We start from the raw sequence: 12,311 nt of genomic DNA on the forward strand, positions 1-12,311 counted from the left end.
CGGACCCGTCACGGAGGAACCCGATGAAGCAGTCTGCCGCCGAGCGGCCCGATCCAACGCCCCAGCGAAAGGCCGCCATCGCGCGTGGCGCCGCCCTTGAGCACACCGGCAAGGTCCAGGTCGAATCGATTCCGAACTTCAACCTCGATCGCACCATTTTCAAGACCCTCGAGGGCAAGGTCGCCCGCTTCGCAGTGACCACCCGGGTGGCCAAGGAGGTCCACTGGGACGCTGCCGCGGCCCAGGCGGTGCAGGCCGAGTACGGGGCGGCCCGTTCCGCGCACCCACTGCCCGAGGTCAGCGCCGAGTTGCTGCAGTTCCTGGTACGGGAGTGCGACTTCGATGTGGAGCACGCCGACGGCTCGTTCCTCGACCACCTGTACTTCTGCTTCGAATACAGCGCGCAGCACTATCCCGGGCGGTCTCCCCTGGTGATGCTGCTGCACTCGATTCTCGGCACCGGCACCAACACCTTCGCGATGGGCGCCGACAAGATTCCGGCACTGCGCAAGCTGATAGCGCCCTCGGAGTGGGTGCAGATCGAGGCGTTTCCGTCCGTGCTGCGCTTGCTCTACGCCGGCTCGCTACGCCGGGAACTCCGCCAGAACCTCCACCGCGCAGATGCCATCGCCTCCATCACCTTTCACCGGGTGATCGACAACGAGCCGATCACGATGAGCGGCGAGGCGCTCTGGGTCGCGCTGAACTACCAGCTCATCCACCTGGTGGATTTCCTCCCGGTGGCGAACTGGTCGGCGTATCAGAACGACCCGTTGTTCATCCTGTTCCGCGACCTGCACGACTTGCTCGGGCAGGCGGGCAAGCGGGAGGCCAGCGTGGACTACACGGCAAGCCCACGCTCTCGCAGGCTGGAAGGCGAGCTTCAGGGCATGGGCGCCTGGCTCACCACCCTGATACCGGCGAGTGTGAGCGAGCGGATGACGGCCAAGTCGGTCACTCGCTTCTCGGAACGCATCGGGCACTCCCTCGACTACCGGATCGCCTGGGCCTGACGGCCGGCGCCATCAGGGCAGCAGCTCGAACTTCAGGTCCGCCAGCGGCATCACCTTTTCTTCGCGCACCAGCTTGTATTCGGTGTTCGGGCCCAGCCACTTGGCCCAGAGGCGGTCGAGTTCGCCCGACTTCTCAAGCGCATACAGCGCGCCGTTCACCTTCGCCAGCAGCTGCGGTTCGTCCTTCTTCATGCCGATGCCGATCGGCTGCAGCACCATCGGCTCCTTGATCATCTTGAGCGGCACGCCCTCGGTCTTCGACTGGTTGACCAGCTTGGTGATGGTCATCGTGTTGGCCACCATGCCCATCGACTTGTTCTGCTGCACCGCCATGAAGGCCGACCCGGTGTCCTGGAAGGTGACGGGCTCGGAGCCGTTCATCTTGATCGACAGCTCGGAGGTCGAGCCCTTGGTCGAACTCAGGCGCTTGCCCTTGAAATCGGCCTTGGTGGTGCCGGGGTCCGAGGCCTTGACCGCCAGCATCTCCTTGGCGACGTAGTAGGGATCGCTGAACTGGATCTGCTCGCCGCGGCTCTTGGTGTACGCCAGGTTGGCGATCGTCACGTCGACCCGGCCCAGCTTGACTTCGGGCACCCGCGCCTCCACCGACAGCGGCGTGACCTTGGCCGTCAGGCCCAGTTCCTTGGCCAGCGCGTTGCACAGGTCGACGTCGTGGCCGACCATCTCGCGCGTCTTCGGGTCCGGCGCGGCGAACGGCGGCACGTCGGCGAAGGTGCCGCACTTGAGTTCCTTGCGCGCGGCGATGTCGGCCCACTGGTCGGCATGCGCCAGCAAGGAGAGCGCGGACAGGCAGACGCCCAGGGCGCCGAGTTGAAGAGCGGTCGGTTTCGACATGGAAATCTCCTGGAGGGGTGAGAGGGCTGGGAAAGGGTCAGTGCGCGCGCAGGTCGGACAGGAAGCGCTGCGCCCGCGGATGCTGCGGATGGCGGAAGAAGGTCTCGGGCTCGGCCTTCTCGAGGATCCGGCCGGCATCCATGAACCAGACGCGGTCGGCGACTTCGCGGGCGAAGTTCATCTCGTGGGTGACGCACATCATGGTCATGCCGTCGCTGGCCAGGCCGCGCATCACCGACAGCACCTCGCCCACCATCTCGGGGTCGAGCGCGCTGGTCGGCTCGTCGAACAGCATCGCGGGCGGCTCCATGGCGAGCGCGCGCGCGATCGCCACGCGCTGCTGCTGCCCGCCCGAGAGCTGCGCAGGAAAGGCGCCGGCCTTGCTCGACAGGCCGACCCGCTCCAGCAGCTGGCCGGCCTTCTCGCGGGCCTGGGCCTTCTTCACGCCCAGCACCCGCATCGGCGACAGCATGATGTTGTCCACCACCGAGAGATGCGGAAACAGGTTGAAGCTCTGGAACACGAAGCCGATGCGGCTGCGCAGCTTGTTGAGCGCCGCGCTGCGCATCGGCGCGTGGATGTCGTGACCGTCGAACAGCAGCTGGCCCGATTTGATCTCCTCGAGCCGGTTCACGGTGCGGATCAGGGTCGACTTGCCGGAGCCGGACGGCCCGCAGACCACCACGACCTCGCCCTTCTTGACCTCGGCGTTGACGTCGGCCAGCGCCTGATAGTCGCCGTACCACTTGTTGATGTTGTTGAACAGAATCATGGGGTCGTCCTGGGGGGGCGATGAGGGGTTCATGGTCTGTCTCCGTCGGGTTTCTGGGCGGGCCGTCTGCGCGGCCTCAGGGATTGGCGGCCACGGCGGGTGGCAGCGAGCCACCGTCGGGGTCCTGGCGGACGGCCGTGCCGAGCCGCTTGAGTGCGATGCGGCGCTCCAGCCAGAGCGCTACCCGGGTCAGGCTGAAGCAGACCACGTAGTAGGTCATCGCCAGGATGAAGAACACCTGGAAGGGCTTGGTCAGCAGCTGGTTGTTGATCTGGTTGGCCGCGAAGGTGAGCTCCTGGACATTGATCACGTAGCCCAGCGTCGTCTCCTTGATGGTCGAGATGAACTGGCTCAGCATGCTCGGCAGCATGTTGTAGAGCGCCTGCGGCAGGATCACGTAGAACATCGTCCCGAGGTGGCTGTGGCCCAGCGCGCGCGCCGCCTCGCTCTGCCCCTTGGGCAGCGACTGGATGCCCGCGCGCACCACTTCCGACAGGTAGGCGCCCTCGTAGATGACCAGCGTGCAGAGCATCGTCGTGAAGCCCGACACGTCGTGCCCGATCAGGATCGGCACCAGGAAGTAGACCCACAGGATCACCATCAGCAGCGGCACGCCGCGCACGATGTACACCAGCACCGTGGCCGGCACGCGCAGCAGCTTCCACGGCGACAGGCGCGCCAGCGCGAGCAGCACCGACAACGGAAACGCCAGCACGATGCCGAGCACCGACAGGATCAGCGTGGCGACGATCCCGCCCAGGGGCCCGTTCGGATACTGGCCCACCAGCAGCAGCAGCCAGTTGTCCCGGAGGATCTCGAAGATGCTGAACATGGGCTACCTCGCACCGACGATTCGATAGCGCCGGGCCACCCAGGCGCCGACGGCCATGATGAGAAGTGAGAACGCCAGGTACAGCACGGTGGCGGCGCTGTAGGCCTCGAAGGTGCGGAAGCTCTGGCTTTCGATCTCCTTGACCGCATGCGTCAGCTCGGCGACGCCGATCGCCATCGCCAGGCTGCTGTTCTTGAACAGCGAGACGCTGTGGTTCACCAGCGCCGGCACCGCGTTGCGGATCGCCTGCGGCAGCATCACGTGGCGCATCGAGCCGATGTAGCCGTGGCCCAGCGCCCGGGCGGCCTCGGCCTGCCCGGCGGGAATCGAGCGCAGGCCCGAGCGCATGTCCTCGCTGAAATACGCCGCCTGGCACAGGCCCAGCGCGACGATCGACAGCAGGGTCTCGGCGTTGTGCTCCGAGAGCCAGGCCTGCAAGGCGTCGGGCAGCAGGCTGAAGATGCCGAAGTACCAGAGCATCAGCTGCACCAGGGTCGGCACGTTGCGGTGGTAGGACACGTAGGCCGCCACGGCGCGCTCGGCGATCGGCTGGCCCGTCAGGCGCACCACCAGCAGCACGATCGCGATGCTCATCGCCAGCAGCCACGAGCCGGCGGCGATCTGCAAGGTGGCCTCGATGCCGTGCAGCAGCATCAGGCCGAATTCGGGCTTGAGCAGGATCGCCAGGAGATCGAATTCCTTCATTGCCGGTCCTTGGTGTGGCGGGCGCCGTGCAGAGGGAGGTGGGCCCCGGCCTCAGGCCTGCGCCGCGCCGGGACGCGTCGTCGACAGGCCGCCCGGAACCTGCAGGGTGGGCGTGATTTCCATGTGGCCGACGTTGACCGCGATGGGCGCCGCGATCGCGAAGGCGATCGCGTCCGCGATGTCCTGCGCCTGCGGCAGCTCGAAGCCTTCGACGAAGCGCTGGTAGGTGGCTTCGGAATCGCCATGCACGTGCGCGAAGATGTCGGTCGCGACGCGGCCCGGGCAGATCTCGGTGACCCGCACCCGCTTGCCGAAGCAGTCGATGCGCAGTTGGCGCGACAGCATGCTCACGGCCGCCTTGGTGGCGTGGTAGGTGCTGTTGCCGCCGAAGTTGTAGGCCGCCGCGATCGAGCTGATGTTGACCACGTGCCCGCGGTCGCGCTCGGCCATGCCGGGGACGACGAGCCGGCAGAGGTGCAGCACGGCGCGCAGGTTGACGTCGACCAGCAGGTCGATCCCTTCGGCGTCGGCCGCGAGGATCGAGCCGGGCCGGTCGACGCCGGCGTTGTTGACCAGCACGTCGAAGTCGACCTCCTGCGTCAGCGCGGTGATGCCGCGCAGGTCGCTGACGTCGATGGCGTGCGGGATGCAGCCGGTGCGCGCGGCCAGGTCCTTGAGCTTGTCGCCGCTGCGCGCCAGCGCGTGGACCTGCAGGCCCTCCTTGCGCAGCCGCTCGACCACCGCGGCACCGATGCCGGAGGAGGCGCCCGTCACGAGGGCTGTCTGGTAGTCGGAGAACGGCATGGCGATGGCTTTCGATGGAAGGAAGAACGGTGCGATGGATTCACTGTATCGAGCGCTCCGGCAACGCGCCAAGACGGTTTCTCTGTGGAGCGATAAGGGGCCCTTATGTCGCCCAGGAAGGGTGCGCGCCGACTCAGGGTTAGCACCATGTCCGTGCCCGTCAGGCCGCCTGCCGGGAGATCGGGACCACCCGTCCGTGCGCCTCGACCAGCCCGCGCACCCCACGCGCCAGCGCCACGGCCCCCGGCGTGTCGCCATGGACCAGGATCGAATGGACGCGCATCGGGATCTTCCGGCCGCCATAGCTGGTGACCGTGCCCTCCTCCAGCAGCTGGCGGACCCGGGCCAGCACGCGCGCCGGCTCGTGGATCACGGCGTCCGGCATCTTGCGCGGGATCAGCAGGCCGTCCTCGTCGCAGGCGCGGTCGGCCAGGAAGGTGGTGCGCACCCGCAGCCCGCAGTGCGCCGCCGCCTCCTCGATGGCGCGGCTGGCCGACGAGCTGATCGTGAGCGACGGATCGAATTCGGCGACCGTGCGCACCAGCGGCCCGGCCAGCGCCGGATCGGCCGCCGCCATGTTGCCGAGCGCGCCGTGGAAGCTCATGTGCGTCATGCGGTGGCCGGCGGCACGGGCCATGCCCGACAGCGCGGCGAGCTGGTAGAGCACGCAGGCAGCGAGTTCCACCGTCTCCATCTGCATCTGTCGCCGGCCGAAGCCGACCAGGTCCGGAAAGCCCACGTGGGCGCCGACGTCGACGCCGTTGCGCAGCGCCGTGCGCACCGTGCGGTCCATGATGAGCGGGTCGCCGGCATGGAAGCCGCAGGCGACGTTGGCCGACGAGACGATGCCGAGCAGGGCCTCGTCGTCGCCCATGCGCCAGGGGCCCAGCCCCTCGCCGAGGTCGGCGTTCAGATCGATGTCCATGGTGAGGTCCCTTCGGCGCCAGTCAGTTCGTTTGAAACTCGATCAAGGCGGCGCCGAACCCGACCGCCGCCCCATCGTCCGCGAGCCACCGGGCCACCTGCCCGGCCACCGGCGCGAACACCGGCAGCAGCAGGGGGCCGATCTGCAGCACGCCAACGGCCTGCCCTGCCGGCACCGGCGCGCCGATGGGCGCCAGCGGTGCGGCGTGCAGCGGGTGCGCATGCCGGAAGACGCCGACCGAGGCGGCCCGCAGCGTCGTGGCTGCGGGGCGGTCCGGCGGCGCGCCGAAGCGCAGCGTCTCGAAGGGCGTGTGCAGTTCGAAGTAGCCGATGTCGGTGGCGGCCAGCCAGCGCGCGATGTCCTCGCGTTGGGCGTCGGTCTTCTTCATCGGCCGCCGCCCCGCGCGCCGCAATGCAGCGCCACCATCCGCTCGACCTTCGCAAGCCATTGACGGGCTTCTTCGCGCGCCGCCACGGCCTGGGCCCAGGTGGCCTCGATGAAGCGGATGCGGCTGCCGATCGGCGCCTGCCCGAGCCGCCACAGGTCGGCCTCGATCACGGTGCCGAACTTGGGATAGCCGCCGGAAGGCTGGGCGTCGCGCATCTGGACGATCGGCTGGCCGCTGTGGGGCACCTGGATCACCCCCGGCACGATGCCGTGCGACAGCAGTTCCATGGGTGCGATCGGCCGCAGCGCCTCGCCGTCGAGCCGGTAGCCATAGCGATCGCTCTGGGCGGTGATCTTCCAGTCCCGGTTCCAGAAGGCCTCGCGCGATGCCGGCTCGAAGGCCAGGTATTCGGCCGCCGGCAGCACCCGGACCGCCGCGATGCCGTCGCGCTGCAGGGGCATGGCCAGTGACGGCGGCACCAGGCCGAAGCCGGTGGGCCTGCCATTGCCGTCGTGGCCGCAGCGCAGCACGTCGCCGCGCTTCAGCGCCCGCCCCTCGAAGCCGCCGAAGGCGCCGCGCAGCTGGGTGCTGCGCGAGCCCAGGACCTCCGGCACGTCGACCCCGCCGGACAGGCACAGCAAGGCCCGGCTGGCCCGCGCCGGGCCCTTCGGGACGCCCAGTGCCAGCACCTCGCCGGCGCGCGCGCGATGCGTCCACCAGGGCAGAAGGGGCCGCTCGTCGAGCCGCGCGTCGCAGTCCGCACCGGTCAGTGCGAAGGTGCAGTCGGCGCCGAAACGCACTTTGAAGGGAAACACCGGGATCTCGATGCCGGCCGCCCCCACCGCGTTGCCGAGCATCAGGTTGCCGGCCGCCAGCGCCAGGTCGTCCATGGCGCCCGAGGTGCCGACGCCCCAGCGCAGGCTGCCGTTGCGGCCGAGGTCCTGGACCGTCGCCAGCGCCGCGTTCGAAAGGATTTCGATCATCTCAGTGCTCCACCCAGCGATCACGTGACGCGCGATGCATGAAACCGGCGCAGCCGGATGCCAGGGATACCGCGGAACCGGCTTTGCCGGGCCGCTGGTATCGCCCCCTCGAGGGGGAGGCGCCGCAGGCGCTGCGGGGGTGTTTCATCTCAGGATGGCCTCCACGCGGAAACGGATCATGTCGCCGGGTTCCAGGGCGGCCGGCGGGTCGGCCGCCGGGTCGAAGAAGGACATCGTGGTGCTCCCGATGGTGTTCCAGCCGCTCGGACCCGCCGACGCGGAGACGCCGGTCTGCGCACCGCCGATCGACACCGCGCCGCCCGGGATGCTCATGACGGGCACCTTGCGCCGCGGCGTGGCCAGGCGCGGGTCCATGCCGCCCAGGTAGCAATAGCCGGGATGGCTGCCCAGCGCATACACCGGATAGAGCGGCGCGCTGTGGAGCTCGACGATCCGCTCGACCGAGAGCCCGGTGTGGGCCACCACGTCCGCCATGTGCGGCCCGCCGGCGCCGCCGTAGACCACCGGCAGCTCGACCACCCTGCCTCTGCGGGCGAGCGGTACGGCGGCCTCCCATGCGGCCATCAGCCGCGCCTGCAGGCCATCGAGAGTCGGCGGCGGCTCGACGAAGGTCAGCATCAGGTTCTTCATGCCCGGCACCGCCTCGCGGATCTCGGGCCAGGCCTCGGCCTCCTTCGCCAGCGCCCAGATGCGCTGCTGCGCTTCCAGGTCGAACGCGCCCGGCGCCTCGAACAGCAGCGCCGTGGTGCCGAGCAGGCTGAAGGCCGGCGTCGCGGGCGGCGTGTTCATGTCCGGCTCCGCTGCGCCAGCCAGCGCTCCAGATGGTGGATGTCGACACCGCCGGCGGCGAAGCCCGGGTCCTGCATGAGGGCCCGGTGCAGCGGCACGTTGGTGGCGATGCCCTCGACCTGCATCTCGTCCAGGGCCAGCCGCATGCGATCGAGCGCATCGGCGCGCGAGCTGCCGTGGACGATCAGCTTGGCGATCATCGAGTCGTAGTAGGGCGGCACGCGGTAGCCCACCCCGGCATGCGAGTCGACCCGCACGCCGAAGCCGCCCGGCATGTGCCAGCCCGTGATGCGCCCTGGCGAGGGCGCGAAGCTGTCCGGGTCCTCGGCGTTGATGCGGCATTCGATCGCGTGCCCCTGGCAGCCGATGTCGGCCTGGGTCAGCGCCAGCTGCTCTCCGCGCGCGGCGCGCAGTTGCTGCTGCACGATGTCGATGCCGGTTGTCATCTCGGTCACCGTGTGCTCGACCTGGAGCCGCGTGTTCATCTCGATGAAATAGAAGGCGCCCTTCTCGTACAGGAATTCGAAGGTGCCCACGCCGCTGTAGCCCAGCTGCCGGCAGGCGGCCGCGCAGCGCTCGCCCACCTCCGCCACCAGCGCCTCGTCGATGCCGGGCGCCGGTGCTTCCTCGACCACCTTCTGGTGGCGCCGCTGCAGCGAGCAGTCCCGGCTGCCGAGCCAGATCGCGTGGCCGTGGCTGTCGGCCAGCACCTGGATCTCCACATGCCGCGGATGCAGCAGGAACTTCTCGATGTAGACCTCGGCATTGCCGAAGGCGCGGCGCGCCTCCTCGCGGGTCAGGGCGATGGCCTCGAGCAGCGCGCCTTCCTCATTCACCACGCGCATGCCGCGCCCGCCGCCGCCGCCGGCGGCCTTCACGATCACCGGAAAGCCGACCTCGCGCGCCAAGGCCAGCACCTCGGCCGGCGCCGACGGCAGGCCTTCGTCGGGCCCGGGCACGCAGGGCACGCCGGCCCTGCGCATCGCGCGCTTGGCCGCCACCTTGTCGCCCATGGTGCGGATGCAGGCCGCGCTGGGACCGATGAAGACCAGGCCCGCGTCCTCGACCCGCTGCGCGAAGCCCGCGTTCTCCGACAGGAAGCCATAGCCCGGATGAACCGCCTGCGCGCCGCTGACCTCGGCGGCGAACAGCAGCGCCGACGGGTCGAGGTAGCTTTGCGACGGGCTCGCCGGGCCGATGCACAGCGCCTGGTCGGCCTGCCGCACGTAGACCGCGTCGCGATCGGCTTCCGAGTGGACCGCCACGGTCCTGAGGCCCAGCCCGCGGCAGGCGCGCTGGATGCGCAGGGCGATCTCGCCGCGGTTGGCGATGAGCACGGTGTCAAACATCGGGCTGCCCCCGCTGGATGCGAAAGAGCGGCTGGCCGCCTTCGACTTCCTCGCCCGAGGCCACCAGCACCGCCTCGACCACGCCGTCGGCGTCGGCGCGCACCTCGTTGAAGACCTTCATGGCCTCGATCACGCACAGGGTCTGGCCCGCCGCGATGCCCTGGCCGACCCGCACGTAGGCGGGCTCGCCGGGCGTCGGCTGCAGGTGGACCACGCCATAGAGCGGCGCCACGCAAAGGGTCGCGGCGTCGGTGGCCGCGGCCGCTGCCGCCGCCGGTTCGGCGACCGGCAGCGGGGACGGCGCTCCGCCGTCGGCGGGCGCCGTCTTCTTCACCAGCCTCAGCGTGCTGCCGTTCTCGCTGAAGCTGAGTTCCGCGAGGTCCGACGCCGCGAGGGAATCGATGAGTACCTTGATCTGTTCCTGATTCATGCCCGGGTCCGCCGCCGAGGGCGGGCTCCTGAAGGACCGACGCACTCCACGAGCGCGTGACGGCTGGCATGAAAGGTAACTGGCGCGAGCGCCGATGCCAAAGACGGTTTGGCTGTGGCGGGATAAGGGCGGCTTATGACGCCGGCCGCGGGCCGGGGCTCAGCGGATGGCCACGCCGCCGTCGAGGTCGGTGACCAGCTCGAGCAGGATGTCCTTCACCGCCTGCGCCGGCTCCGACAGCGGGAGGTGGTCGGACTGGCAGAGCGCGAGCGGCGCTTCGATCACGGGATCGACGATCTGGAACTGCCAGGCGCCGCAGGCCGCCACCACCTCGCGGGCCATCGAGGCCGGCAGGATGGTGGCGCCCAGGCCGTCGGCGATCGCGGCGGTCAGGGTGAAGGCGGATTCGATCTCGGCCACGATCCGGGGCGCGATGCCCAGCCGCATGCAGGCGGCATCGACCATCTTGCGCACCACGTTGTAGGGGCGCGGCAGGAACAGCTCGATCTCGTTCAGGTCGGCCAGCCGCACCGGCTGCGCCGGCGCCGGCATCGACGCCGGCCCGACCAGGAACAGCGGCTCCTTGAGCAGCGGCAGGAACGTCAGGCCGTGGATGGCCTTGTCGCCGTACAGCACCGCCAGGTCCATGCGGCCGTTCATGATCAGCTCGCTCAAGGTGGTGCCGTAGTTCTCGTTGAGGTACAGCAGGATGCCGGGGTGCCGCGCCCGGACGGTGCGCAAGAGCGGCAGCGACAGCGCCGAGGCCGCCGTGCCCGGTGCCAGCCCGACCGACACCGGCCCCGACACGCCCTGCCCGGCCGCCTCCATGTCGACCGTCGCCTGCTCGCACTGGCGCAGGATGATCTGGGCATGCCGGTACAGCACCTTGCCGGCCTCGGTCGGCGTCACGCCGCGCCCGGTGCGCACCAGCAATTGCTGGCGGACTTCGCCTTCCAGCGTGGCCAGCTGCTGGCTCAGCGCCGGCTGGGCGATGAACAGATGCTCGGCGGCCTGGGTCAGGCTGCCGATGTCCACGATCTTGACGAAGTATTTGAGGCGGCGAAGGTTCACGACCGGAGCACAAGCAAAAGACAAGCCTAGCATCGGCCCTCCGGGATGCCTATCCGGGCCCACCATAAGCTCTTCCTATACGACCAGAGCGAACTCGTCTTGGCCTCGCGAGCGGGATTTGCGTACCGTTCGGTCCGTGCAATCCCTCAACCAGGAAGACATGTGACCACCTCCCGAATTGCCGCCCGCGTGCGGCGGATCAAGCCCTCGCCCAGCACCTCCGCCGCCGACCGTGCCAACGAATTGCGCCGCCAGGGCAAGTCGATCGTGAACCTCGTGGTCGGCGAACCCGACTTCGACACGCCGGCTCACATCCGCCAGGCCGCCGCCGCCGCGATCGAGAACGGCGCCACGCGCTACACCCTGATGGCGGGCACGGTCGAGCTGCGCCAGGCGATCGTCGCCAAGCTCGAGCGCGAGAACGGCCTGCACTATGCGATGGACGAGATCATCGCCACCAACGGCGCCAAGAGCGCCATCTACAACGCCCTGGCGGTCACGCTGGAGCCGGGCGACGAGGTCATCGTGCCCGCCCCCTACTGGGTGTCCTACCCGGACATGGTGATCGCCTGCGAAGGCGTGCCGGTGACCGTGGCCTGCCCCGAATCCAGCGGCTTCAAGCTGCAGCCGGCGCAGCTCGAGGCGGCCATCACGCCGCGCACGCGCTGGCTGCTGATCAACTCGCCGAGCAACCCCACCGGCGCCAGCTACACCGCCGACGAATACCGGGCCCTGGCCGAGGTGCTGGCGCGCCATCCCCAGGTGATGGTGATGACCGACGACATCTACGAGCACATCCGCTTCGATGGCCAGAAGACGCCCCACATCCTGGCGGTCGCGCCGGCCCTGCGCGAGCGCACGCTGGTCGTCAACGGCGTGTCGAAGACCTACGCGATGACCGGCTGGCGCATCGGCTACGTGGCCGGGCCGGTGGACCTGGTGCGCGCGCTGGACACGCTGCTGTCGCAGTCGGCGGGCAACTGCTGCTCGGTCAGCCAGGCCGCGGCGGCGGCGGCAATGAACGGCGACCAGCGTTTCGTGACCGACAGCGTCGCCATCTACAAGCAACGCCGCGACCGCACGCTCGCGCTCGTCAACGCCATCGAGGGCCTGAGCTGCGCGACGCCGCCGGGCGCCTTCTACCTCTACGTCAACTGCGCCGGCCTGATCGGCAAGACCACGCCCGCGGGCAAGACGCTGGCGGAAGACGGCGACGTGGTGATGTACCTGCTCGAGAGCCAGGGCGTGGCCGTGGTCGCGGGCACGGCCTATGGGCTCTCGCCCTACTTCCGCCTCTCCATCGCGACCTCGATCGAAACCCTCGAAGAAGGCTGCACCCGGATCGCCCGGGCCGTGGCCGAACTGCACTGAAGG

The 12,311-nt window shown here is 69.4% G+C and carries 14 protein-coding genes; 2 read left to right on the forward strand and 12 right to left on the reverse strand.

All coding sequences use genetic code 11. The features are described 5' to 3' along the window. The first annotated feature begins 23 nt into the window (after window positions 1-23). Entirely contained in the window at window positions 24-1,013 is a 990-nt protein-coding gene (locus QTI33_RS26870; protein WP_286509427.1) for a hypothetical protein, read from the forward strand. A gap of 12 nt (window positions 1,014-1,025) precedes the next feature. Here the strand turns inward: QTI33_RS26870 and QTI33_RS26875 are convergent, their stop codons facing one another. From QTI33_RS26875 to nac, 12 genes are all read right to left on the reverse strand, one after another. Next, window positions 1,026-1,868: an ABC transporter substrate-binding protein gene (locus QTI33_RS26875; protein ID WP_286509428.1), complete on the reverse strand. Its 843-nt coding sequence runs from the start codon at window positions 1,866-1,868 to the stop codon at window positions 1,026-1,028. A gap of 37 nt (window positions 1,869-1,905) precedes the next feature. Then, complete coding sequence (locus tag QTI33_RS26880; protein WP_286509607.1) at window positions 1,906-2,640, reverse strand: amino acid ABC transporter ATP-binding protein; 735 nt, start codon at window positions 2,638-2,640, stop codon at window positions 1,906-1,908. Between the two features lie 76 nt (window positions 2,641-2,716). After that, window positions 2,717-3,472, reverse strand: a complete 756-nt coding sequence (locus QTI33_RS26885; protein WP_286509429.1) for an amino acid ABC transporter permease — start codon at window positions 3,470-3,472, stop codon at window positions 2,717-2,719. Between the two features lie 3 nt (window positions 3,473-3,475). Then, on the reverse strand, window positions 3,476-4,177 hold the full coding sequence (locus QTI33_RS26890; protein WP_286509430.1) for an amino acid ABC transporter permease: 702 nt from the start codon (window positions 4,175-4,177) through the stop codon (window positions 3,476-3,478). Window positions 4,178-4,228: 51 nt separating this feature from the next. Further along, window positions 4,229-4,981 carry an SDR family oxidoreductase gene (locus QTI33_RS26895; RefSeq protein ID WP_286509431.1) on the reverse strand — a complete coding sequence of 251 codons (753 nt, stop codon included), beginning with the start codon at window positions 4,979-4,981 and terminating at the stop codon, window positions 4,229-4,231. Window positions 4,982-5,141: 160 nt separating this feature from the next. After that, window positions 5,142-5,906, reverse strand: coding sequence for a LamB/YcsF family protein (locus QTI33_RS26900; RefSeq protein WP_286509432.1), 765 nt, complete (start codon window positions 5,904-5,906; stop codon window positions 5,142-5,144). Window positions 5,907-5,928: 22 nt separating this feature from the next. After that, the gene (locus QTI33_RS26905) at window positions 5,929-6,294 is read right to left on the reverse strand and encodes an acetyl-CoA carboxylase biotin carboxyl carrier protein (protein WP_286509433.1); all 366 of its coding nucleotides are present in this window, start codon (window positions 6,292-6,294) and stop codon (window positions 5,929-5,931) included. Beyond that, a complete protein-coding gene (locus QTI33_RS26910; protein ID WP_286509434.1) occupies window positions 6,291-7,277 on the reverse strand; it encodes a 5-oxoprolinase subunit C family protein in 987 nt (328 codons plus the stop codon). The genes QTI33_RS26905 and QTI33_RS26910 overlap by 4 nt, the downstream gene beginning before the upstream one ends. 144 nt (window positions 7,278-7,421) lie before the next feature. Further along, the gene (gene pxpB, locus QTI33_RS26915; RefSeq protein ID WP_286509435.1) at window positions 7,422-8,087 is read right to left on the reverse strand and encodes a 5-oxoprolinase subunit PxpB; all 666 of its coding nucleotides are present in this window, start codon (window positions 8,085-8,087) and stop codon (window positions 7,422-7,424) included. Continuing rightward, window positions 8,084-9,436 (reverse strand): acetyl-CoA carboxylase biotin carboxylase subunit, encoded by a 1,353-nt coding sequence (gene accC / locus QTI33_RS26920; protein WP_286509436.1) that lies wholly within the window; start codon window positions 9,434-9,436, stop codon window positions 8,084-8,086. Before accC ends, pxpB begins: the two co-directional genes overlap by 4 nt. Further along, window positions 9,429-9,866 carry an acetyl-CoA carboxylase biotin carboxyl carrier protein gene (locus QTI33_RS26925; RefSeq protein ID WP_286509437.1) on the reverse strand — a complete coding sequence of 146 codons (438 nt, stop codon included), beginning with the start codon at window positions 9,864-9,866 and terminating at the stop codon, window positions 9,429-9,431. The genes accC and QTI33_RS26925 overlap by 8 nt, the downstream gene beginning before the upstream one ends. A gap of 159 nt (window positions 9,867-10,025) precedes the next feature. Continuing rightward, window positions 10,026-10,937, reverse strand: a complete 912-nt coding sequence (gene nac / locus QTI33_RS26930) for a nitrogen assimilation transcriptional regulator NAC (RefSeq protein ID WP_286509438.1) — start codon at window positions 10,935-10,937, stop codon at window positions 10,026-10,028. 162 nt (window positions 10,938-11,099) lie between these two features. Between nac and QTI33_RS26935 the strand changes: the two genes are divergently transcribed. After that, window positions 11,100-12,308, forward strand: a complete 1,209-nt coding sequence (locus QTI33_RS26935; protein WP_286509439.1) for an aspartate transaminase — start codon at window positions 11,100-11,102, stop codon at window positions 12,306-12,308. Window positions 12,309-12,311: the final 3 nt, after the last annotated feature.

Source organism: Variovorax davisae, from assembly GCF_030316845.1.
Lineage (GTDB): Bacteria > Pseudomonadota > Gammaproteobacteria > Burkholderiales > Burkholderiaceae_C > Variovorax > Variovorax davisae.